Source organism: Flavobacterium sp. 11 (assembly GCF_002754315.1).
In the GTDB taxonomy this organism is placed as follows: domain Bacteria; phylum Bacteroidota; class Bacteroidia; order Flavobacteriales; family Flavobacteriaceae; genus Flavobacterium; species Flavobacterium algoritolerans.
This window is the reverse complement of sequence record NZ_PEFE01000001.1, coordinates 482,298-504,568: the sequence shown is the minus strand read 5'-3', so window position 1 is coordinate 504,568 and position 22,271 is coordinate 482,298. Positions and strand designations below refer to the sequence as shown.

Here is a 22,271-nt window from a genome sequence, read left to right as displayed (position 1 = left end):
AGCTTTCAGATAATTTTGAAAGCTGTTTTTATTTGTAGTGAAATAGTTAAAAAATAAAAAATCCCGATTGCTCGGGATTTTCATTTATCTAATAGTATTGTTTTGAATCAAATCGATATACAAGTTAATCTTGTCTTTCAATTCTTTTCTAGGTGTAATAAAGTCTAAGAAACCATGTTCAAGTAAGAACTCAGCAGTTTGGAAACCTTCCGGTAAATCTTTACCTGTTGTGTCTCTTACAACTCTTGGTCCGGCAAAGCCAATTAATGCGCCTGGTTCAGAAATGTTAATATCTCCCAACATGGCGTAAGAAGCAGTTGTTCCTCCAGTTGTTGGATCCGTACATAACGAAATGTAAGGCAATTTTGCTTCGGCAAGTTGAGCCAGTTTTACTGATGTTTTTGCTAATTGCATTAATGAATATGCAGCTTCCATCATTCTTGCTCCACCTGATTTTGAAATCATTACAAAAGGCAGTTTGTTTTTGATGGCGTGATCGATTCCTCTTGCGATTTTTTCTCCCACTACAGCTCCCATAGAACCTCCGATAAAGGCAAAATCCATACAGCAGATAACAACATCTTTTCCTTTTGATTTACCAACTCCGGTACGCACTGCATCTTTAAGTTTGGTTTTTTCCATAACATCTTTCAAACGATCTGCATATTTTTTTGTGTCAACAAAATGCAAAGGATCTTTAGAAGTCATGTTTTTATCTAATTCAACAAATTCATTGTTGTCAAATAAAATTTGAAAATATTCTGTACTTCCAATTCTAACGTGAAAACCATCTTCGGGACTTACAAATAAGTTACGAGCTAGTTCATCGGCATCAATAATTTTTCCAGTTGGAGATTTGTACCAAAGTCCTTTTGGAATGTCCATTTTGTCTTCGGTAGCAGTAGTAATCCCTTTTTCTTTTCTTTTAAACCAAGCCATTTTTCTAGTATTCAGTGTTCAGTAATCAGTTCCTGTAATTTATGGTTTAGATTTCAAATCCCGATAGTTACATCGGGATTTGGAATTAAACTTAATCTATTATAGTGTATTTACGTTGTTCAAGTCAGCAAATGCTTGCTCAAGTCTTGCGTTGAAAGTAACTTCACTTTCACGCAACCATTTTCTTGGATCGTAATATTTTTTGTTTGGAGCATCAGAACCTTCTGGGTTTCCAATTTGAGTTTTCAAATAATCGATGTTTTTTACCATGTAATCACGGATACCTTCCGTGAAAGCAAATTGTAAATCAGTATCGATATTCATTTTTATTACTCCGTAGCTTATTCCTTCTCTGATTTCTTCTAATGTAGAACCTGAACCACCGTGGAAAACGAAGTCTACCGGGTTGTGTCCTGTATTGAATTTATTTTGAACAAAATCTTGAGAATTTTTTAAGATTTTTGGAGTCAATTTTACATTTCCTGGTTTGTAAACTCCATGTACGTTTCCAAAAGCAGCTGCAATTGTAAATTTAGGGCTTACTTTAGAAAGTTCTTCGTATGCGTAAGCAACTTCTTCAGGTTGTGTGTATAATTTAGAACTATCAACATCAGAGTTGTCAACACCATCTTCTTCACCACCTGTAATTCCAAGTTCGATTTCAAGTGTCATTCCCATTTTGCTCATTCTTTCTAAATATCCTTTGCAAATTTCGATGTTTTCTTCGATAGGCTCCTCAGATAAGTCAATCATGTGAGAAGAAAATAATGGTTTTCCAGTTTCAGCAAAATGTTTTTCTGAAGCATCTAATAAACCGTCAATCCAAGGCAATAATTTTTTTGCACAGTGGTCAGTATGTAAAATTACGGTTGCTCCGTAAGCTTCCGCCAAAGTATGAATGTGTAATGCACCAGCAATTCCACCAGCGATTGCTGCTTTTTCACCTGCATTAGAAAGTCCTTTTCCTGCATTAAATTGTGCTCCTCCATTAGAGAATTGAATGATAACCGGAGCATTAAGTTTTGCTGCAGTTTCAAGTACACCATTGATCGTATTTGATCCCGTAACATTTACTGCCGGAAGTGCAAATCCTTTTTCTTTAGCATAATTAAAAATTTCCTGAACCTGATCTCCTGTAGCTACGCCTGGTTTTATGTTGTGTGCCATTGTAATTTTTTTAGTTATTTTATTTAGTTTTTAGTTTGCAAAAATAAGAATTAATTAGCATTAGAACGGATAATTTATTCCAAAATTTAAAACGGAGTTAGCAAAATTGTATTCTCTAAACCATCTTTTGTTGGTTTCATTGGCTGGATTGTAGGTTTTAAATCCTAAATCAAAACGAATTACAAAAAAACTCAGGTCATATCTAAGCCCAAATCCAGTGCCTAATGCGATATCTTTTAAGTCCTTAAATTGTGTAAATGTCGATTTCTCATCCTCTACATTGTCCAATACGTTCCAAATATTTCCTGCATCGGCAAAAAGAGCTCCTTTTAAACTGCCTAATATCTTAAAGCGATACTCTCCGCTAATGGCAATTTTCATATTTGCCTCATTAAAATCGTCTAATGCGCCACTGCTGCCGGGTCCTAAACCATACGGTTGCCAAGCTCTGTTGTCATTTGATCCTCCAGAAAAATAACTTCTTGAAAAAGGAATGTAGTCTGAATTTCCAAATGGAATGGCTATCCCGAAAAACGATCGGAATGCAAATATTTTTTCTTTGGATAGATCCCAATGTTTAATGTAATCAAATTCTGTTTTTATGTATTCTGAATATTCTAAATTGAATATTTCATAGTTGCCAGTTGAGTTTTTCTTTTGATTAGTTGTTGCTGCAAAAGCAGATAAAATGGTTCCTGCTGATTCTATTTTTGTTTTAAAAAGATAAAAAGTATTGTCTGTTAAATCTTTTTTGGTTGTTTTTGAGAAAGTGAAACTGGTTGCCAAAATAAAGTCATTTTCCGTAAGCCTAAGTCTTCGCTCTTCAATGCTTTTTACAGATTGAAAATCTTCGGCTTCTAGTGGCTTCAAAAAGTTGGCGTTGCCCGTGAGCACATCATTAGTAAAGCCAGCGGTTCCTTCTTCAATAAGCAAATCTTTATCAATGTCATTGTTATAATAGGATGGATTTGTGTTGTATTCTTTGCTGATTTCATTCAAAGCATTGTAAGAAGAACCGTAAACATTAAAGTAATTCTGTTGATTTAGGTTTCGTACAAACTGAGTGTTGAACAAATCAAATCTAGCGGTATTGTTTCTTTTTGGAGTCCAATTATAGGATAATGCTCCTGTAAAATTCTCTTTGTCTAAACCAATATTTTGTTGTTTTGCAAAACCCATTGTGATTAGTGTTGATGGAATCATGCTTTTAGGAATGATTTTTTCAGTGCTGAAAGGCATGAAAATCCTTGGAATGTTAAGTTTTAAATCCAAACCATATTCAGATACATTAAAGAAATTATTCTTTGGATTCGCTAAATCCTTTGAAGATCCAATATTACCACGCACAGCTAATTCTAGTGTTTCGGCTCCGTTGAAAACATTTCGTATTGTTTCAGAAACACTTAAGCCCACACCAAAATCCTGTATGTTAGAATGAGTAACATCTAATGTTGTCCCAAAACTATATTTTTTTCGGGGTGTCAAATACACTTTTGCAATCAATGATTGTGCAGTGGAATCTCTTGGGTCAACTTCATATTGTATTGACGGATAGTTGAAAATTTTAAGATTGTTTAAATACCGAGTTGTCAAGACGGTTTTATAATCGGCAAATAATCCTCCTTTTGTAATGAAGATAGCATTAGTAATTGCTCGTGGTTTGTACCTTAATTTGTTCTGACTGTATAGATTAAAGTTCTTGTAAGTAGTGCTGTCTGTAATTTTTATACTGTTATTGCTTGGGGAATAATCAGTGTAAATATTTACATCACTTATTTTGTATATTTTAAAAGGTTCTGTTCGGGTTGAATCACCATTTTGATATGAATAATTATTAATCATCAGGTTTATATTTGCCTGATTAACTTTTTTAATGGTGTCTATGTCAAAAGTTACATAATTAGGTTGAAAATAATACACTCCGTTGTTCCTGAAATGAGTGGTGATTCTGTTTTTTTCATTCTCAAAATCTTCTGTTTTATATTGATTTCCGGATTTGATAAATGTGTTTGACTTGTTGCTCTCATATAAAGAATCTAAAGCTGGAGTTAAAATAGTACTTCTCAAGGAATCTAAAAAATAAGCATTTCCAGGAGTAATGGCGTATTTTATCTTGCCCTTTTTGATACTCAAAGTGTCTATTTTGTAATTGGCATTGACATTAAAAAAACCATTGTTGAAGTAGTAGTATTTCAAACGCAACAAAGATTTGTCCGCTCTGTCTTTATCGATAATTACGGGAGGTTCTCCAGTTTTTTTTAAGAAATCATGGATTCCATGATACCAGAACGATTTTCCAAGTCGATTAACTTGTTTTTCAGAGAGCCATTTTGATTTTCTTCTAAATTTTTCCGGATTATTTGTAAACTTGGCTTGATACGTTGAATCTGGATTTAGGTTGGCAAGATTGTAAAGATTCAATCTTAAACGGTATCCAAGTAAGGTACTGTTTGGTTTTTGATACAGTTGATTAAAAACATTTTCATCCTTAATTGTTTTATCATTTACAGTAATTTCGTTTTTTGTAAGCAGAAGTTTTCCGTCCGGAACTCTTTTTACAGCGTTACAAGCGCAAATTAGTATTGCAATTAGAATAAATGCAGTTATTTTTGTGGAAGTTTTTTTCAAGTGTTCTAAAATATTTAATTCAAAAGTACATTATTTTATGGTTAGTAAAAACCAAATAAAGCTTATAACGAGTTTGCAGCAAAAAAAATATAGAATTGCTAATAAATTATTTTTTGCCGAAGGCGTAAAAGGGATTCATGAACTATTGGAGTCTAATTTTGAATTGGAACATTTGTATACCACTCAAAATGATTTTGAAGAAGTTCCAGCAGCTAAAAAAACGATTATTCAAGAAAATGATTTAAAAAAAATAAGTGCATTAGCAACCCCAAATACTTGTTTGGGAGTTTTTAAAATGCCATTGGAAAAACCAATTATTGAAACCAGTTTAATAGTAGCGCTTGATGCTATTCGTGATCCGGGAAATTTAGGGACTATATTGCGTCTGTGTGATTGGTTTGGTGTTAAACAGTTGTTGTGTTCCAAGGAGACTGTTGATATTTATAATCCAAAAGTTGTTCAGGCAACTATGGGTTCTATCGCCAGAGTTAACGTAAATTATATTGATCTTAATGCTTTTATTGCACAAACAAAACTACCCGTTTTTGGCACTTTTATGAACGGAGAGAATATTTATAAATCGGTTTTGCCCAAAGAAGGAATAATTATTATGGGCAATGAAGCTAATGGAGTTTCTGCAGCACTTGAAAAATTAGTCAAAAACAGACTCACAATTCCTCGTTTTGGAGATCTTCAAAAAACTGAAAGCCTTAATGTTGCCACCGCTACCGCTATAGTATTAAGCGAGTTTTGTAGAGGGTAAGTCTTTAATGGAAAGTAAAATTAATGAAGACTGCTCTGGTTTTCAAGGATTCTATATTGCTTGTCCATGGACTGTTTGGGTCTTTGTCTCGGATTAATTCGTCATTCATTCCAAAAACACCTCTTATGGAAGGGGAAAATATAAAATATTCTGAAAAAAGATCAATTCCGAAACCCAATTCATAATTAGTTGTCCATGCTTTTACTCTAAAGCGTTGTTCTAAATTGTCATCAATTAATTTAGAATTGCTGGATAAGTTTAACGTTGCAGATACACCTCCCACTAAATAAGGACGAATATTCCCTGTTCTAAGGGAGGAGAATTTCACTAATAACGGAAAATGGATATAAGTACTATTCACTTCCCTAAGCGCATCTCCACTGTTTGTGAAATTTGGATAATATAAGTCTCTTTTGGTATAATAAAGACCTGGCTCAAATCGCAAGTCAATATATTCCTGAAGTTTCAAATCAGCGACGATTCCTACATTAAATCCGGTAGTTCTTTTTATAAGGATATCAGGTCCTACCGTTTTATAGTCTATTTTGAAATCATACGAGTTGAATCCCAGATAAAACCCGTAGTACATTCTCTTTTTTTGAAAATTTTCCAAATTAATAATAGGGTCTCTGCTAAATATGTTTTTAGACTTTTGAGCGTATCCTTTTATAATAAAAGCAAAAAATAGTAAGACAATTATTTTTCTCATGTTTATGCTGAAATCTTCAGTATTATTTTTTAGAAGCTGAGTAAATCGTAGCTACACCAAAAGTTTGTGGCAAGGCTACAACATCTATAAACCCAATTTTTCTTAAAATATTGTTTAATGCTTCTCCATAAGGAAATGCAGCAGCAGATTCAGATAAATATCCATAAGCAACATCATCTTTAGAGAAAACTTTGCCTATTAATGGAAGAATGTTTTTAGTGTAAAAATTATATCCTTGTTTGTAAGGTGTTTTGTCTGGAACCGAAGTTTCTAAAATCACAAATACTCCGTTAGGTTTTAAGACTCTTAAAATTTCAGCTAAGCCTTTTTCTAAGTTTTCAAAATTACGTACTCCAAAAGCAACGGTTATCGCATCAAAATAGTTGTCATCAAAAGGCATGTTTTCTGAGTCTGCTAAAATCATTTCAATAGTATTAGAAAGATTTTTTGAAGCAATTTTCTTTACGCCTACTTCCAGCATTCCTGCAGAGATATCTAGTCCAATGATTTTTTCGGCATTTGTTTGCGCCATCAAAATTGCCAAATCACCTGTTCCAGTTGCAATATCCAGGATAACCTTCGGGTTTGACTTTGAAACTATTTGCAATACTTTTTTACGCCATTTTATATCAATACCGAAAGAAATGACACGATTCAGATTGTCATAATTTCCAGAAATGGTGTCAAACATTTTAGCAACTTGTTCTTTTTTACCTAGAGCTGAATCTTTATAGGGTGTTATTTTTTCTGACATTTTTTTAATTTGTACAAATATAATACAAACTTGACGAACTTAAAATGGGTTTCAAAAATTAGAAACAAGTTTTATTTTTAGTTTTTAAAATAGCTTAAAATCCAGAATTCACTTTATTTGAAATATCACTAAAAGTGGGTATTGTAACTAAAGATTTAATTGTACAAATTTGTTATTCAGGAAAATAACCATATTAAATGATTAAAAGAGAACCGATCAACCAAATCAAGTGGATAATTTTAGCGTTTTTTATCTCATTTGTTCTTGTTAGCTGTTTTGAAAACACTGTTTTACAAAGCAGTGTTGTTGTTAAAGCGCAACATACGTTCTTAGGATTAAATTTGTTTTTGGAAATTTTAATTTTTTTCGTCTTTAGTACCTTCGTGGTATTTGGTATTAAAGGCTTTTTTGAGATGTATTCTCAGAAAACTTCAAATGTTATAATCTTCATTTCTGGAGTATTACTAATATTTGTAATTTTTATTTTATGTTATCAAATACTCTTTCAAGAGTAGGTCATCTCTTTGATCAATGGTTAAAAAAAAACATCCCGTAAAAAGGATGTTTTTTTGTTTTATTTTCTAATGAATGTCTGATACGAATAATCGTAGAGATGTTTTTCATCCTTCTCATTAAATTCTGATGTTATTATTTCCCATTCATCGTCATTAATTTCAGGGAAATGGGCATCGCCTTCAAAATTGTGATGAACACGTGTAATTTCTATTTTGTCGGTAAAAGGAAGTCCTAATGTATAAATTTCGCCGCCACCAATTATGAATGTGTCTTCGTCTTTGGGACAAACTGCTAATGCTTTGTCAATACTGTCAACTATGATACAACCTTCGGCTTGATATTCTTTCTGTCTGGTGATTATAACGTGGGTTCTGTTTGGTAATGGTTTCGGAAAACTTTCAAATGTCTTTCTTCCCATTATAATATGATGTCCGGAGGTAAGGGATTTAAATCTTTTGAAATCATTTGGCAAATGCCAAACCAGTTCGTTGTCCTTACCTAGAGCATTATTTTCGGCAACGGCCGCAATCATTATTATCATAATTGATTTACTGTTATTTAAGGTCGTCGTTGTTAACCTGTGTTTGTAATTGATCTAGTTTTTTTTGTTGTAAAGCTACAAGTCGGTCTATTTGTTCTCTTTCCCAATTTTTATTCATAAAACGATCCGTGATGAAAATTTTTATAAAATGTAAAATAAAAAGGAACAACCATATAGTAATTACCCAAATTGACCAGTGAGAATCTACGGCAATTTCGAAAAATTTATTAGCAATAAATAAAAGTAAACTCCCTAAAACGAAAAGAACAAAATGAAAATACAGTCTTTTTTTTGTTTAATTCTTCTCCTTGCATACTCGTACTGTTCGTGTAGTTCTTTTTCCATTGATCAAAATTTTGTTTATAAAGGTAAAATTTATTTTGGAAAGTCACTATTTTGCCCGTAGATTATTTAGAATGAAAACGTTTTCTGATTTTTGAATAGTAAATTTAGCCTGCCTATAATTATTGAATTATTCATAAATTAACATAGTTTGGGCTATTCTATTAAATCTTTAGGTCTCTGTTGGAAGTTCAAATTCTTTTATTTCCTTTGTCTTATAAATCTATAAATGAAATAGTTATGGCAATCAAGAAACAATTCGTTAAAACAAAACCAGTATGTAAAGTTACTTTTTCGGTAGCTGCAAAAGAAGCAAGTCAAGCTTCCGTTGTTGGAGATTTCAATAATTGGAGTGTTGCTGAAGGAGCTTTAAGCAAATTAAAAAATGGTACTTTCAAAGGTGTATTTGATGTAAATAAAGATGCAGCTTATGAATTCAAATACGTTATAGACGGCACATTTGTAAATGAGCCAGAAGCAGATTCTTTTAAATGGAATGAGTTTGCAGGAAATGAAAACGGTGTTTTAGTAGTTTAACTAAAACACCGTTTTTTTATTGGATTAGACCGCAACACTGCCTTTTATCAAGGCATGTGGTTCGTAGCCTTCGAGAGTGAAATCGTCAAAATCGAATGCGAAGATGTCTTTTATATTAGGATTCAAAATCATTTTTGGTAATGGTTTTGGCTCACGGGACAATTGCAATTCAAGTTGTTCAAAATGATTGTTGTAAATGTGTGCATCACCAAAAGTATGAATGAATTCTCCTGGTTGCAAGTCGCAAACCTGTGCAATCATCATGGTGAGTAAGGCGTAAGAAGCAATGTTAAAAGGAACGCCTAAGAAAATATCAGCACTTCGCTGGTACAATTGACACGATAACTTACCGTCAGAAACATAAAACTGAAAGAAAGCGTGACAAGGAGGCAAAGCGGCTTTATTGTTGGCTACATTTTCATCAAATGATTTTGTAGTGTCCGGAAGCACCGAAGGATTCCATGCCGAAACCAACATTCTGCGACTATTAGGATTGGTTTTTAATTCCTTAATAAGTTCTGAGATTTGGTCAATTTCTTCGCTATTCCAGTTGCGCCATTGGTGTCCATAAACGGGCCCTAAATCTCCATTGGCATCTGCCCAGGCATCCCAAATTTTAACTCCGTTTTCTTGAAGGTAGTTGATGTTTGTATCCCCTTTTAAAAACCAAAGCAATTCGTAGATAATAGATTTTAGGTGTAATTTTTTAGTGGTAACCATTGGGAAACCTTCATTCAAATCAAAACGCATTTGGTAACCAAATACACTTTTCGTTCCAGTTCCGGTACGATCTCCTTTTTGACAACCGTTTTCCATTACGTGCTGCACTAAGTCTAAATATTGCTTCATTGTACTTTATTCTATTTTGCGGTAAGCAAGTTTAGTTTTTATATATTTTTCCGTCTTTCATTACAAATACTACTTTTTCCAGCGTTTTGATAGTATTCAAAGGATTTTCATCTACGGCGATAATGTCTGCCAAAAAGTTTTCTTTGATTTGTCCTACTTCATTTCCAATGCCTAATAACATGGCATTTGTTGTTGTTGCTGATTGTATAGCGGCTAATGCAGGCATTCCGGCTTCAACCATATAACCAAATTCCTTTGCATTTGTACCATGAGCAAAAACTCCGGCGTCGGTTCCAAAAGCAATTTTGACTCCTTTTTTATATGCTTTGGCAAAAGTAGCTTTCAGCTGTGGGCCAACTTCTCTGGCCTTCGGAACTACTATGTCAGGATAAAAACCAGTAATCTCTGCATTTTTTTCGACTTCTTTTCCAGCCGTTAAGGTAGGAACTAAATAAGTATCGTATTTTTTCATCAATTCCATTGTCTCTTCACTCATAAAGGTGCCATGCTCAATGGTTTTTATACCGCCTAATATGGCTCGTTGCATGCCTTCATCACCGTGTGCATGAGCGGCAGTAAGCATATTATAATCCTTGGCAGTTGTAGTGATAGCTTTAATTTCTTCTAAAGTAAACTGAGGATTTTTACCACTTTTTGCCACGCTTAAAACACCGCCTGTAGCTGTGATTTTAATAACATCGGCTCCTTCTTTATAGCGTTCTCTTACTGCTTTTACTGCTTCTTCCGGAGAATTGATTACACCTTCATGTGGGCCTGGATCGCCTACAAGTTTTCTATTGCTTCCGTTCGTTGGGTCTGCATGTCCGCCTGTTGTGGCTATCGATTTTCCTGCAGTATATATTCTTGGACCTTTTACGATTCCTTTGTTAATAGCATTTCTTATAGAGATATTAACACCGGTTCCTCCTAAATCACGTACGGTTGTGAATCCGGCCAGAAGGGTGATTTCGGCACAACGAACTGCTTGAAATGCAACGTCAGCCTCGTTGTCTAAATATTTCGACATGTAACTTTTAGTGTCGTGCTCTCCTTCAATATGCACGTGTAAATCGATAAGACCTGGCAATACATATTTGTTTTTTAGGTCGATTTCAATGTCTTCGGGTTTGGATTTAGATACAAACCCATCTTGTATTTTTATGATTTTGTTTTTAGAAACAACTATGGTTTGGTTCGATAACTCTTTGCCAGATTGAGTGTTTAGAATTTTTCCGCAGTGTAAATAATAATCTTGAGAAAATACGACTGTAGAAATAAATAAGGTTACGGCAATAAGGACAAATTTTGTTTTCATAGATTAGTTTTATAACAGATGTCAAGAAAAATATATAAAAAAGTGCAGCATTAAATACAGCTGCATTTTTTACGAGGTTAATCGTTTATGTATCAAATAATGCAATAATGAAAATCAAGATAAAGTTATCTCTTCGAGATTTCGTCTCTAATTTTTGCTGCTTTTTCGTAATCTTCATGTGAAACCGCTTGGTCTAACAGTTCATTTAATTCCTGTAAACTGTGTTTAGAATAGGTTTCTCCAGACTGATTGCTTTCCTCTTCATAACCAAAAGTCTCTGGATTAGATAACACATCGTCAATTTCTTGGGAGTCTTTATTGGCTTCCAACGGATTCGCTTTCAAGTATATTCCTGCTTTGTCCAAGATGTTTTTGTAGGTAAAAATAGGAGCATTAAAACGCAACGCTAACGCAATTGCATCGGATGTTCTGGCATCGATAATTTCCTCTATTTTATCTCTTTCGCAAATGATACTCGAATAAAAAACACCATCAACTAGCTTATGAATAATGACTTGTTTTACCACAATATCAAAACGCTCTGCGAAATTTTTAAATAAATCATGAGTCAAAGGACGTGGTGGTTTTATTTCTTTTTCTAATGCAATAGCAATTGATTGTGCTTCAAAAGCACCAATGACAATGGGTAATTTTCTTTCGCCATCAACCTCATTCAATATCAAAGCATAGGCTCCGTTTTGAGTTTGACTGTATGAAATTCCTTTTATGGATAATTTAACTAAGCTCATAATTCTTAAATGGGTAAGTACAGCGTACTTATTTTTGATGAAAATCAAGTTTCATTTTTTGTTAAAAAAAATGCTACTTAAAAGCAAAGATACAAATATCTTGTTTTTAAGTAGCATTTAAATCGATTTAATGATTTCCTGTTGTTTAGGAATTCTGAGCTTTGAAAGCTTTAAATTTCTCTATTAATTTTGGTACAATTTCAAAAGCATCTCCAACAACTCCGTAGTCAGCTACTTTGAAAAATGGTGCTTCTGGATCGCTGTTGATTACAACTTTAACTTTAGATGAGTTGATTCCCGCAATGTGTTGTATTGCTCCCGAAATTCCTATCGCTATATATAAGTTGGTAGCCACCGGTTTCCCTGTTTGTCCTACGTGTTCCCCGTGAGGTCTCCATCCTAAGTCAGAAACTGGTTTTGAACAAGCAGTTGCAGCTCCAAGAACTGTAGCTAATTCCTCTACCATTCCCCAGTTTTCAGGACCTTTTAATCCACGACCAGCAGAAACTACAATATCAGCATCAGCAATGGAAACTTTTCCAGAACCTTTTTCTACCGATTCTACTTTTACACCAAAATCATTGTCTCCAATAGTTGGGTTAAAATCTTCTTGAGTCAATGTAGATGCATTTTCAAAAACACCATAAGAGTTTTTAGCAAGGCCAAGAACTTTTACGTCTGTTGCAATTTCAGTGATATTAAAAGCTTTGTTTGAAAAAGCATTTCTTTTTACTTGAAAAGGCGAAGTTGAAACTGGCAATCCTACAACATTTGACGCATAACCAGCTTCTAAAGCTACTGCAACAAGTGACGAAAGATAAATACTATCTGTAGTGGATGAAAGTAAAACTAATTTTACGTTTTCTTTTTGAGCAGCTTGTTTGATAACATCAGCGTATGCTTTTGCTGTAAAACCTGATAATTTATCGTTATTTACTTTCAATACTTTGTCTACACCGTATTTTGATAATTCTGAAACATCTCCTGCATTTACTGTTACAGCCGTAACGGTAGTTCCTAAAGTTTCTGCTACTTTTTTTGCGTAAGAAGCTAATTCGAATGCTACTTTTTTAAATTTTCCTTCTGCGTATTCCGCGTATATTAATATTGACATAATAATTTTAGATTTTAGATTAACGATTTTAGAATTTTGATTTTAGAAATTAGATTAATGATCCTCGATTTTTTTTGCTCCCGAAACTTCGGGACAGCAATCAAAAATCGTTAATCTTCAATCAGCAATCAAAACATTAAATCACTTTCGCTTCGTTGTGTAATAAATTGATTAATTCATCTAAATTGTCAGGAGAAATTAATTTCACTGCTGATTTAGGAGCTGGTTTTTCAAATTTTACTGCTTTTGTGTTTACAGTTGCATCCACAGGCTCCAGAATTGTCAAGGCTTTGGTTCTTGCTGTCATAATTCCTCTCATGTTTGGAATACGCAAGTCTTTTTCTTCAACCAATCCTTTTTGTCCACCAATGATTAATGGTAAAGTAGTAGCTACGGTTTCTTTTCCTCCGTCAATTTCACGAACAGCTTTTACATTTGTTCCGTCAACAGTCAGGTTAGTACAAGAGTTTAGGAAGTTGTATCCTAAAATTCCGGCTATCATTCCAGGAACCATTCCACCATTATAGTCTAAAGATTCTTTTCCAGCGATAATTACATCGTAACTTCCGTTTTTAATTACTTCAGCAAGTTGTTTGGCAACGAAAAATCCGTCAGTAGGAGTTGCGTTGACACGAATGGCTTCGTTAGCGCCTATTGCTAATGCTTTTCTTAAAGTTGGTTCGGTTTCTGGTCCTCCAACATTTACAACAGTTACAGTTGCGCCTTGTTGTTCTTGAAACCAAATGGCACGCGTTAAACCAAATTCGTCATTTGGATTGATTACATATTGTACTCCATTGGTGTCAAATTCAGAATCACCGTTGACAAAGTTAATTTTTGAAGTAGTATCAGGAACGTGACTGATGCAAACTAATATTTTCATAAGTATATATTTTGATTTTTCTAAAAAGCTTTGACAAATTTAAAATAATAATTCGAATAATATACTATGCATGCATAATATTTTTCAATACTATTACGATTTCGTAGCCCGGATAGGAGCGGCATCCTTCCTGTGGCTCCTTTAGCCACAGGAAGATACAGCGGATAGCCGGAAATAGCTCCTGAAAATTATCACTATAAATCATGATTAATTTAAAGTAATTTATGCTTTTAAGTGATATAAAATATTTATTTTTGCTTTTCGAAAATTAGACACATACAACATATAATATGAGAACGATACAATTTAGAGAGGCCATTTGCGAAGCGATGAGTGAAGAAATGCGTCACGATGAGTCCATATACTTAATGGGTGAAGAAGTTGCAGAATACAATGGTGCGTACAAAGCATCTAAAGGAATGCTTGCTGAATTTGGTGAGAAAAGAGTAATTGATACTCCTATTGCTGAACTTGGTTTTACTGGTATTGCAGTAGGATCAGCAATGAACGGATGTAGACCGATTGTAGAATACATGACTTTCAATTTCTGTTTAGTAGGGATTGACCAAATTATAAACAATGCTGCCAAAATGCGTCAGATGACAGGTGGACAATTTAATGTACCTATCGTTTTTCGTGGCCCAACAGCTTCGGCAGGACAATTAGGAGCGACTCACTCACAAGCATTAGAAAACTGGTTTGCGAATACTCCGGGTCTTAAAGTGGTAGTTCCATCTACGGTTTATGATGCAAAAGGATTGTTGAAAGCAGCTATTCGTGATAATGATCCTGTGATTTTCATGGAATCAGAACAAATGTATGGTGATAAAGGAGAAGTGCCAGATGGTGAATACACTATTCCACTTGGAGTTGCTGATATCAAACGTGAAGGTACTGATGTGACTATCGTTTCTTTTGGAAAAATCATCAAAGAAGCCCATATTGCTGCTGATGAATTAGCCAAAGAAGGAATTTCTTGTGAAATTATCGATTTGAGAACCGTACGTCCTATGGATTATGAGACGATTTTAACATCGGTTAAAAAAACAAACAGATTAGTGGTTCTTGAAGAAGCTTGGCCTTTTGCAAGTGTTGCTTCTGAAATTACCTATATTGTTCAAGAACGCGCTTTTGATTTCTTGGATGCGCCTATTCAACGTATCACAACTGCAGATACTCCAGCGCCTTACTCTCCAGTATTACTGAAAGAATGGTTGCCAAATGCAGGTGATGTGGTAAAAGCGGTTAAAAAAGTAATGTATAAAAAATAGATTTTTTTAGAATTTGATTTTTAGATAAACTTTAACAGTCGACGGTCTAAATTTCAAATAATCTAGATGTCTAAATACCTATATTTGAAACTTCATCAATTATTTATTTGATGAAGTTTTTTTTTTGAATGATTATGAAAAAGAATCTCTTATTTCTCTTGTTTTTTCTATTGGTTTCTGCAAGCGCAGTTTTTGCACAAACTAAAGTGAGCGGTATTGTGGTAGACAAATCAAATCAGCCTATACCTTTTGCGAATGTGGTTTTTAAAGGCTCCAGTGAAGGGATTGTGACTAATGAAGATGGGAAGTTTTACCTTGAATCCCAAAAATCATATTCCATTTTGCTGATATCTTCAGTAGGTTTTTCTGAGAAAGAAATTGTTTTGGACAAACTTGTAAATTACAATTTCAAAATTCAGCTAAGTGAAGCCGAAAGCCTAAGCGAAGTTGTTGTTTTTGCCGGAAAAACGTCCAAAAAAAATAATCCTGCGCTAGATATTCTTAGAAAAATTTGGGAAAGAAAACGTAAAAACGGATTGTATCAGTTTGACCAATACCAGATGGAAAAGTATGAAAAAATAGAATTTGACATGAATTCTATTGATAGTGCTTTTATGAAAAACAAACTTTTCAAAGGGATGGAGTTTATTTTTAATCAAATGGATACTTCCAGAGTAACCGGGAAAACCTATTTGCCTATTTTTATAAATGAATCGCTCAATGATGTTTATGGAGATAATAAATTAAAGAAAGTAAAAGAGAAAATAAAGGCCAATAAAACGTCTGGGTTTAATGGAAACCAACAGATTTTATCCTTTGTGAAAGACTTGTATTCAGATTATAATATCTACAACAATTACTTGACTTTTTTTGATAAAAGCTTTACCAGCCCATTGTCTAAAACAGGAATTGATGTCTATAATTATGTCTTGAAAGACAGTGCATATATTGACAATAAGTGGTGTTATAATATTGTTTTCTATCCAAGGCGTAAAAACGAATTGACTTTCAAAGGGGATTTTTGGGTGAATGATTCTACATATGCCATAAAGAAAATCAATATGGCAGTTACCAAAAGCGCCAATATCAACTGGGTAAAAGATATTTACTTAGAACAAGAATTTGAAGTGGTCAGTGATTCTGTTTTCTTATTGACCAAGGATTATCTAATGTCCGACTTTGCTTTAAACAAAAAAGAAAATTCTAAAGGAGTTTACGGGAAACGAACCAGTTTTTATAGAAATCATCAATTTAATAAGGAGCAACCAGTAGCTTTTTATAAAGATGAGGTCAATTATATGGATGACGAAGTCTACAATAAATCGGATGAATACTGGAATGAAAACCGTTTTGAAAACTTAAGCAAGGATGAATTGGGCGTTTATAAAATGCTCGACACATTGCAAACCGTAGATAAGTTTAAGCGATTGTATAGTTTGGTTTCGATACTTGGAAGCGGTTATGTAGAATTTAAAAACTTCGATTACGGACCTGTTTTTTCCACATTTGGATACAATGAAGTCGAAGGAGTGCGATTGCGAGTAGGAGGAAGAACCTATTTTGGACCTAACGATCCTTGGCGTATTCAAGCCTACACAGCGTATGGATTTGATGATGATAAATTCAAATATGGACTTTCGGGGAAATGGATGGTTGACAAGAAAAACCGAATCATTTTGTCCGGAGGAAATAGGCGCGACATTGAACAAATAGGCGCCAGTTTAACCACCACAAACGATGTTTTGGGTAGAAGTTTTGCTTCGTCCTCCGTATTTTCGTCCGGTAGCAACGGGAAATTGACTAACATCAATTTGACTAACGTTGCGATAGAAATAGAGCCCATAAAAAATTTAACGTTTCAAACAGGATTTTCGTATCGTACACTAGAGTCCGCTTCTACTACGTTTAGCTTAGATTATTATACGGATATAGCAAATTCGATTACCGAAAGCGAAGTAAAACAATCTGAAGTTAATTTCCAGGTTGAATATTCGCCAAAGAGAAAAACCATAGGTTTTGGAGTTGAAAGAAGCAATGTTGACAGTCCGTTTAGTCGCTTTTTTGTGAATTATAGTCATGGATTCAAAGGGCTTTTAAACAGTGATTTCAAATATGATAAATTACAATTGTATTACAAACAACCCATAATTATAGGGCCTTTAGGAAGAACCAATATTATTATGGAAGTGGGGAAAACCTTCGGGAAAGTGCCGTTAGGATTACTGAGTGTTATTCCCGGGAATCAAACTTATTTCACCATAGAAAACACATTCAGCAACCTAAATTTCTATGAATTTGTGTCAGACCAGTATGCTACTTTGCAGTGGAATCACAATTTCAATGGTCGAATTTTTTCCAGAATTCCGTTTATGCGTAAACTCAATTGGAGAGAAATTGTATCCGTAAAAGGGGTTTATGGAACCATTTCTGATGAAAACAGAGCGATTAATGCTTCGGGTTTAATATACAATGCACCCGAAAAAGTGTATTGGGAATATAGCGCCGGAATTGGGAATATCTTCAAAGTGTTCCGCATCGATTTCGCTTGGCGAGGCAATTATCTCAACACGCCTGACACGAATCGTTTTACTGTAAAAGGATCGTTCGGGTTTAATTTTTAGGAGCTATTCCAGCTGTACACTATATCTTTTTATAAGGCGAAGAAAAATCGCCTTATAAAAAGGATGTCGTTTCCATCTGGGCTAAAAAACATCAGATTATGCAAGAAGCTATCGACTACCTTTTAGAAAAAGACACCATTTTCAAGTCAATTATTGAACAATACGGAATGCCAACTATTCCCAAAAGACCGCAAGGTTTTGAGACTTTGGTATTGTTAATTTTGGAACAACAAGTATCTATAGATTCTGCTAAAGCTACTTTTTTAAAAATAAAAGCCAGTCAAAAAGCCATAGCACCGGAAATTCTTCTTCACATATCGGACGAGGAATTTAGGAATCTTGGCGTAAGCCGACAAAAAACATCGTATATAAAAGCTTTGGCAACAGCGATATTAAATAAAGAGCTAGATTTAGAAAGTTTGCCAGCCAAAACGGCTCAGCAAGTACGCGAAGAACTTATCAAAATCAAAGGAATAGGAAACTGGACCATCGATATTTATTTAATGTTTTGTCTGCAATCTCCGGATTTATTGCCTTTAGGAGATATTGCGGTCGTAAATACCATAAAGGAATTGCTTGATATTCATGATAAAGATGCCATGGAAATTCATGCAATACAATGGAGTCCGTATCGTTCTTATGCTACCTATCTTTTATGGCATCATTATTTAAAGAAACGAAATAGGACAGTGGTTTACTAAAGTACTCACTGTTAAAATTTAATCAAGAGATAACATAAATTTTTTATTGTAAAAAGGGATACTTTCCTTACTTTTGCACCCATAAATATAGAAAAGAAAAAACTAAAATGACTGCAGACAAATTAACAACTTTCGATGTCTTAATCGAAATACCAAGAGGAAGTAGAAATAAATACGAATATGATTTCGAAATAAAAAGAATGCGTTTTGATAGAATGTTATTCTCTTCGATGATGTACCCGGCTGATTACGGATTTATTCCTGAGACATTAGCATTGGACGGAGATCCATTAGATGTTTTGGTTTTAGTAAATGAACCAACTTTTCCTGGATGTGTAATGGAAGTAAAACCTATCGGTGTTTTCCACATGGCAGATGATAAAGGACCAGATGAAAAAGTAATCTGTGTACCAGTTTCAGATCCAATCTGGAATTCATTGGAAAACCTTTCAGATATTAATCCACACTTATTAAAAGAGATTGAACATTTCTTTCAAGTGTACAAAGATCTTGAAAACAAACAAGTTGATGTTGAAGGTTGGGGAGATGTAAACGAAGCGTACGCAATTATTAAAGAATGTACGGAGCGTTTTAATCAAATTGAGAATAAACCAGAAGGATTATTCAGTATTAAATAAATAATTACCATAATTTTTATAAAAAAAGCAATACTCTGTTAAGAGTATTGCTTTTTTGTTTATTTTCGTTTTGTTACAGTATTAATATTAACCAAAAACCAAACCAAAATTATGAATACAATAATGATTTATTTGCCAATAGCCATGGCATTTATTGGACTGGCATTTATGTTTACAAAACGAGCATGGGTTTTAAAACAAGATCCGGGTGACGGTAAGATGAAAGAGATTTCAGATTACATTTACGAAGGAGCCTTGGCTTTCTTGAAAGCAGAATATAGGTTATTGACTTTCTTTGTAATTGGAGCAAGTGTTGTTTTGGCCGGAATTTCATTTATCGTTCCAACTACACATATATTAATAGTAGTTGCTTTTATTTTTGGAGCTTTTTTCTCTGCTTTAGCGGGGAATATGGGAATGAAAATAGCAACAAAAACAAATGTTAGAACCACGCAGGCTGCCCGTACAAGTTTACCACAAGCATTAAAAGTTTCTTTTGGCGGTGGAACCGTAATGGGATTAGGAGTTGCAGGTTTAGCCGTTTTAGGGTTGACCACTTTCTTTATTTTCTTCTTTCACTTTTTTATGAATGGAATTTGGACTTCTACTGAAGATATGACTATTGTTTTGGAAACATTAGCTGGGTTTTCTCTTGGAGCAGAATCTATCGCTTTGTTTGCCAGAGTTGGTGGTGGAATTTATACAAAAGCTGCCGATGTTGGTGCTGATTTAGTAGGTAAAGTAGAAGCTGGAATTCCCGAAGATGATCCCCGTAATCCTGCTACAATTGCAGATAACGTAGGAGATAACGTGGGAGATGTTGCCGGAATGGGTGCCGATTTATTTGGTTCTTATGTTGCGACAGTTTTAGCGGCTATGGTTCTTGGGAATTATGTAATCAAAGACATGGGCGGAAATATTCAAGATGCTTTTGGCGGAATAGGACCTATTTTATTACCAATGGCAATCGCCGGTTTTGGAATTTTATTTTCTATCATCGGAACGATGTTAGTAAAAATTACAGATGATAATGCTAAAGAAGCACAAGTTCAAAAAGCATTGAATATAGGAAATTGGGTTTCAATTATTTTAACAGCTATCGCTTGTTTCTTTTTAGTACAATATATGTTGCCAGAAACGATGAAAATGGATTTCTTCGGAGAAGGGACTAAAGAAATTTCCTCGATGAGAGTTTTCTATGCTACAATCGTCGGATTAGTGGTTGGAGCCGTTATCTCATCTGTTACGGAATATTACACAGGATTGGGGACAAAACCAGTTATGGCAATTGTACAAAAATCAAGTACTGGAGCAGGAACAAATGTAATTGCAGGACTGGCAACAGGAATGATTTCTACATTTCCAACCGTTTTATTATTTGCAGCTGCGATTTGGGCATCGTACGCTTTTGCAGGATTCTATGGCGTGGCTTTGGCGGCTTCGGCGATGATGGCAACAACGGCAATGCAATTAGCAATCGATGCTTTCGGACCAATATCCGATAACGCAGGTGGAATTGCTGAAATGAGTGAGTTACCAAAAGAAGTACGTACCAGAACCGATATTTTGGATTCAGTAGGAAATACAACTGCAGCAACCGGGAAAGGATTTGCAATTGCTTCGGCGGCATTAACGTCACTGGCTTTATTCGCTGCTTATGTAACGTTTACAGGAATTGACGGAATCAATATTTTCAAAGCGCCTGTTTTAGCCATGTTATTTGTGGGCGGAATGATACCGGTAGTTTTCTCTGCTTTGGCAATGAATTCTGTTGGTAAAGCCGCAATGGACATGGTCTATGAAGTCCGTCGTCAGTTTAGGGAAATTCCAGGAATTATGGAAGGAACTGGAAAACCGGAATATGCTAAATGTGTTGATATTTCTACCAAAGCCGCTTTGCGCGAAATGATGTTGCCGGGAATTTTGACTATTGGTTTCCCAATTGCGATTGTTTTACTAGGGAAGTTAGTTTATGAGGATAATAACCAATTAATCGCAGAAATGCTTGGAGGTTACATGGCTGGAGTTACCGTTTCCGGTGTACTTTGGGCTGTTTTTCAAAACAATGCCGGTGGTGCTTGGGATAATGCCAAAAAATCTTTTGAAGCAGGAGTTCTGATTAATGGTGAAATGACCTATAAAGGTTCTGATGCGCACAAAGCGGCGGTTACTGGAGATACTGTTGGTGATCCGTTCAAAGATACATCTGGACCATCAATGAATATTTTGATTAAATTGACGTGTTTGATAGGTTTGGTAATTGCCCCAATTTTAGGAAACGGAAGCCATACAATTTCTGATAAAGCAGCGTGTTGCGCTTCGACTGAAATGTGTGCTTCAATGTCTAAAGAAGAATGTCTTGCAAAAGGATGTGACAGCAAAACGTGTAAATTTATGAATGCTTCCGGAGTAGCTACCGAAATGGTTTCTAAAGAAGTTTCTATCGAAAAAACAAATGTTGATGGAAAAGTAAAAGCTACTATTAAAACAAGTATCAACGGGAAAGTTACTATTCAAAAATTTGAAGGAACTGACGAAGAAGTGCAAACTCAAATAGACTCTTTAAAATAATCAGCTAAAAACTATAAATACTAAATGCCTCGCGATTGCGGGGCATTTTTAATTTTACTTACTGAGACCTTTCTAAATATTTAATAGTCCCAATCTCCCCAATCATCATACCAACTAGAAAGTTCAATAGCTGCGATAACTAAAAAAACAACTCCCAGAGATCCAACGACAATTGCAATATTTCCTATGTTTGTCGCTGTTTTATTAAGAACACGTATGGTTTTCAAATCGCTCTCGGTAAGCGGTATTTTTTCAATTTTACCTTTGGTTTTTAAGTGTCCATAGTATATTCCGTCAATTTGTTCAATTCTGATAAATTTGAATATTTTATTGTCTGCATTTACTACTAAAACTTTACTGTCAGCAGTTACAGCTTGTTCTAAAGTTACTGGCGTTTTTTTATAAACACCACAACTTTGAAAAATAAGCGCTATAACTAATAAAAAACAAACGGTTTTGGTTTTTAAACTTTTGTATTTCATGATTTTTAGATTTTAATTAATAATCAGAAAAACCAGTTGATTAATGTCTTGTGTGGTAAACTAAGGGCGGTAAAAGTAAATTAGCTTGATTTTTATTTAAGCTAACAAATTGATACATAAAGATATAAAAATAAAAAATGCCTCGCAATTGTGAGGCATTTTTGTTTGTAGGATGGAATGG

The 22,271-nt window shown here is 34.5% G+C and carries 20 protein-coding genes; 7 read left to right on the top strand and 13 right to left on the bottom strand.

The window, feature by feature from the left end:
- Positions 1-84: 84 nt before the first annotated feature.
- From accD to CLV00_RS02220, 3 genes are all read right to left on the bottom strand, one after another.
- The gene (gene accD, locus CLV00_RS02230; protein WP_099713614.1) at positions 85-939 is read right to left on the bottom strand and encodes an acetyl-CoA carboxylase, carboxyltransferase subunit beta; all 855 of its coding nucleotides are present in this window, start codon (positions 937-939) and stop codon (positions 85-87) included.
- Between the two features lie 99 nt (positions 940-1,038).
- A complete protein-coding gene (gene fbaA, locus CLV00_RS02225) occupies positions 1,039-2,106 on the bottom strand; it encodes a class II fructose-bisphosphate aldolase (RefSeq protein WP_099713613.1) in 1,068 nt (355 codons plus the stop codon).
- A 60-nt stretch (positions 2,107-2,166) separates the two neighbouring features.
- Positions 2,167-4,734, bottom strand: coding sequence for a BamA/TamA family outer membrane protein (locus CLV00_RS02220; protein ID WP_099713612.1), 2,568 nt, complete (start codon positions 4,732-4,734; stop codon positions 2,167-2,169).
- A 37-nt stretch (positions 4,735-4,771) separates the two neighbouring features.
- Here CLV00_RS02220 and CLV00_RS02215 point away from each other — a divergent pair, with 37 nt between their 5' ends.
- Positions 4,772-5,497: an RNA methyltransferase gene (locus tag CLV00_RS02215; protein WP_099716201.1), complete on the top strand. Its 726-nt coding sequence runs from the start codon at positions 4,772-4,774 to the stop codon at positions 5,495-5,497.
- A gap of 4 nt (positions 5,498-5,501) precedes the next feature.
- Here CLV00_RS02215 and CLV00_RS02210 read toward each other — a convergent pair whose 3' ends face one another.
- From CLV00_RS02210 to CLV00_RS02190, 4 genes are all read right to left on the bottom strand, one after another.
- Positions 5,502-6,206: a porin family protein gene (locus CLV00_RS02210; protein WP_099713611.1), complete on the bottom strand. Its 705-nt coding sequence runs from the start codon at positions 6,204-6,206 to the stop codon at positions 5,502-5,504.
- 22 nt (positions 6,207-6,228) lie between these two features.
- Positions 6,229-6,960: a bifunctional demethylmenaquinone methyltransferase/2-methoxy-6-polyprenyl-1,4-benzoquinol methylase UbiE gene (gene ubiE, locus CLV00_RS02205; RefSeq protein WP_099713610.1), complete on the bottom strand. Its 732-nt coding sequence runs from the start codon at positions 6,958-6,960 to the stop codon at positions 6,229-6,231.
- 574 nt (positions 6,961-7,534) lie between these two features.
- Positions 7,535-8,017 (bottom strand): dihydrofolate reductase, encoded by a 483-nt coding sequence (locus CLV00_RS02195; RefSeq protein WP_099713609.1) that lies wholly within the window; start codon positions 8,015-8,017, stop codon positions 7,535-7,537.
- A gap of 13 nt (positions 8,018-8,030) precedes the next feature.
- Entirely contained in the window at positions 8,031-8,252 is a 222-nt protein-coding gene (locus CLV00_RS02190; protein ID WP_233206926.1) for a 2TM domain-containing protein, read from the bottom strand.
- Positions 8,253-8,599: 347 nt separating this feature from the next.
- Between CLV00_RS02190 and CLV00_RS02185 the strand changes: the two genes are divergently transcribed.
- Positions 8,600-8,896: an isoamylase early set domain-containing protein gene (locus CLV00_RS02185; protein ID WP_099716199.1), complete on the top strand. Its 297-nt coding sequence runs from the start codon at positions 8,600-8,602 to the stop codon at positions 8,894-8,896.
- 24 nt (positions 8,897-8,920) lie between these two features.
- Here the strand turns inward: CLV00_RS02185 and CLV00_RS02180 are convergent, their stop codons facing one another.
- The 5 genes from CLV00_RS02180 to CLV00_RS02160 all read right to left on the bottom strand — a co-directional run bounded on the left by CLV00_RS02180 (position 8,921) and on the right by CLV00_RS02160 (position 13,806).
- Positions 8,921-9,745: a thymidylate synthase gene (locus CLV00_RS02180; protein WP_099713608.1), complete on the bottom strand. Its 825-nt coding sequence runs from the start codon at positions 9,743-9,745 to the stop codon at positions 8,921-8,923.
- A gap of 31 nt (positions 9,746-9,776) precedes the next feature.
- Positions 9,777-11,060, bottom strand: a complete 1,284-nt coding sequence (locus CLV00_RS02175; RefSeq protein ID WP_099713607.1) for an amidohydrolase family protein — start codon at positions 11,058-11,060, stop codon at positions 9,777-9,779.
- Between the two features lie 125 nt (positions 11,061-11,185).
- Positions 11,186-11,809, bottom strand: coding sequence for a bifunctional nuclease family protein (locus CLV00_RS02170; protein ID WP_099716198.1), 624 nt, complete (start codon positions 11,807-11,809; stop codon positions 11,186-11,188).
- A gap of 145 nt (positions 11,810-11,954) precedes the next feature.
- Positions 11,955-12,923: an electron transfer flavoprotein subunit alpha/FixB family protein gene (locus CLV00_RS02165; RefSeq protein ID WP_099713606.1), complete on the bottom strand. Its 969-nt coding sequence runs from the start codon at positions 12,921-12,923 to the stop codon at positions 11,955-11,957.
- 136 nt (positions 12,924-13,059) lie between these two features.
- The gene (locus tag CLV00_RS02160; RefSeq protein ID WP_099713605.1) at positions 13,060-13,806 is read right to left on the bottom strand and encodes an electron transfer flavoprotein subunit beta/FixA family protein; all 747 of its coding nucleotides are present in this window, start codon (positions 13,804-13,806) and stop codon (positions 13,060-13,062) included.
- A gap of 290 nt (positions 13,807-14,096) precedes the next feature.
- Here CLV00_RS02160 and CLV00_RS02155 point away from each other — a divergent pair, with 290 nt between their 5' ends.
- The 5 genes from CLV00_RS02155 to CLV00_RS02135 all read left to right on the top strand — a co-directional run bounded on the left by CLV00_RS02155 (position 14,097) and on the right by CLV00_RS02135 (position 21,608).
- The gene (locus tag CLV00_RS02155) at positions 14,097-15,077 is read left to right on the top strand and encodes a pyruvate dehydrogenase complex E1 component subunit beta (RefSeq protein ID WP_091204253.1); all 981 of its coding nucleotides are present in this window, start codon (positions 14,097-14,099) and stop codon (positions 15,075-15,077) included.
- 134 nt (positions 15,078-15,211) lie between these two features.
- Positions 15,212-17,698 (top strand): DUF5686 and carboxypeptidase-like regulatory domain-containing protein, encoded by a 2,487-nt coding sequence (locus CLV00_RS02150; protein WP_099716197.1) that lies wholly within the window; start codon positions 15,212-15,214, stop codon positions 17,696-17,698.
- A gap of 98 nt (positions 17,699-17,796) precedes the next feature.
- Positions 17,797-18,399: a DNA-3-methyladenine glycosylase gene (locus tag CLV00_RS02145; RefSeq protein ID WP_099713604.1), complete on the top strand. Its 603-nt coding sequence runs from the start codon at positions 17,797-17,799 to the stop codon at positions 18,397-18,399.
- A 107-nt stretch (positions 18,400-18,506) separates the two neighbouring features.
- Positions 18,507-19,037 carry an inorganic diphosphatase gene (locus CLV00_RS02140; protein WP_099713603.1) on the top strand — a complete coding sequence of 177 codons (531 nt, stop codon included), beginning with the start codon at positions 18,507-18,509 and terminating at the stop codon, positions 19,035-19,037.
- 111 nt (positions 19,038-19,148) lie between these two features.
- Positions 19,149-21,608: a sodium-translocating pyrophosphatase gene (locus CLV00_RS02135; RefSeq protein ID WP_099713602.1), complete on the top strand. Its 2,460-nt coding sequence runs from the start codon at positions 19,149-19,151 to the stop codon at positions 21,606-21,608.
- 80 nt (positions 21,609-21,688) lie between these two features.
- Here CLV00_RS02135 and CLV00_RS02130 read toward each other — a convergent pair whose 3' ends face one another.
- Positions 21,689-22,090 carry a hypothetical protein gene (locus CLV00_RS02130; protein ID WP_099713601.1) on the bottom strand — a complete coding sequence of 134 codons (402 nt, stop codon included), beginning with the start codon at positions 22,088-22,090 and terminating at the stop codon, positions 21,689-21,691.
- Positions 22,091-22,271 lie beyond the last annotated feature (181 nt).

What these genes read in the sequence shown, in the direction of transcription:
- accD (WP_099713614.1), bottom strand. Translation starts at nt 939, where the DNA reads ATGGCTTGGTTTAAAAGAAAAGAAAAAGGGATTACTACTGCTACCGAA.
- fbaA (WP_099713613.1), bottom strand. Translation starts at nt 2,106, where the DNA reads ATGGCACACAACATAAAACCAGGCGTAGCTACAGGAGATCAGGTTCAG.
- CLV00_RS02215 (WP_099716201.1), top strand. Translation starts at nt 4,772, where the DNA reads ATGGTTAGTAAAAACCAAATAAAGCTTATAACGAGTTTGCAGCAAAAA.
- CLV00_RS02210 (WP_099713611.1), bottom strand. Translation starts at nt 6,206, where the DNA reads ATGAGAAAAATAATTGTCTTACTATTTTTTGCTTTTATTATAAAAGGA.
- ubiE (WP_099713610.1), bottom strand. Translation starts at nt 6,960, where the DNA reads ATGTCAGAAAAAATAACACCCTATAAAGATTCAGCTCTAGGTAAAAAA.
- CLV00_RS02195 (WP_099713609.1), bottom strand. Translation starts at nt 8,017, where the DNA reads ATGATAATAATGATTGCGGCCGTTGCCGAAAATAATGCTCTAGGTAAG.
- CLV00_RS02185 (WP_099716199.1), top strand. Translation starts at nt 8,600, where the DNA reads ATGGCAATCAAGAAACAATTCGTTAAAACAAAACCAGTATGTAAAGTT.
- CLV00_RS02180 (WP_099713608.1), bottom strand. Translation starts at nt 9,745, where the DNA reads ATGAAGCAATATTTAGACTTAGTGCAGCACGTAATGGAAAACGGTTGT.
- CLV00_RS02175 (WP_099713607.1), bottom strand. Translation starts at nt 11,060, where the DNA reads ATGAAAACAAAATTTGTCCTTATTGCCGTAACCTTATTTATTTCTACA.
- CLV00_RS02170 (WP_099716198.1), bottom strand. Translation starts at nt 11,809, where the DNA reads ATGAGCTTAGTTAAATTATCCATAAAAGGAATTTCATACAGTCAAACT.
- CLV00_RS02165 (WP_099713606.1), bottom strand. Translation starts at nt 12,923, where the DNA reads ATGTCAATATTAATATACGCGGAATACGCAGAAGGAAAATTTAAAAAA.
- CLV00_RS02160 (WP_099713605.1), bottom strand. Translation starts at nt 13,806, where the DNA reads ATGAAAATATTAGTTTGCATCAGTCACGTTCCTGATACTACTTCAAAA.
- CLV00_RS02155 (WP_091204253.1), top strand. Translation starts at nt 14,097, where the DNA reads ATGAGAACGATACAATTTAGAGAGGCCATTTGCGAAGCGATGAGTGAA.
- CLV00_RS02150 (WP_099716197.1), top strand. Translation starts at nt 15,212, where the DNA reads ATGAAAAAGAATCTCTTATTTCTCTTGTTTTTTCTATTGGTTTCTGCA.
- CLV00_RS02145 (WP_099713604.1), top strand. Translation starts at nt 17,797, where the DNA reads ATGCAAGAAGCTATCGACTACCTTTTAGAAAAAGACACCATTTTCAAG.
- CLV00_RS02140 (WP_099713603.1), top strand. Translation starts at nt 18,507, where the DNA reads ATGACTGCAGACAAATTAACAACTTTCGATGTCTTAATCGAAATACCA.
- CLV00_RS02135 (WP_099713602.1), top strand. Translation starts at nt 19,149, where the DNA reads ATGAATACAATAATGATTTATTTGCCAATAGCCATGGCATTTATTGGA.
- CLV00_RS02130 (WP_099713601.1), bottom strand. Translation starts at nt 22,090, where the DNA reads ATGAAATACAAAAGTTTAAAAACCAAAACCGTTTGTTTTTTATTAGTT.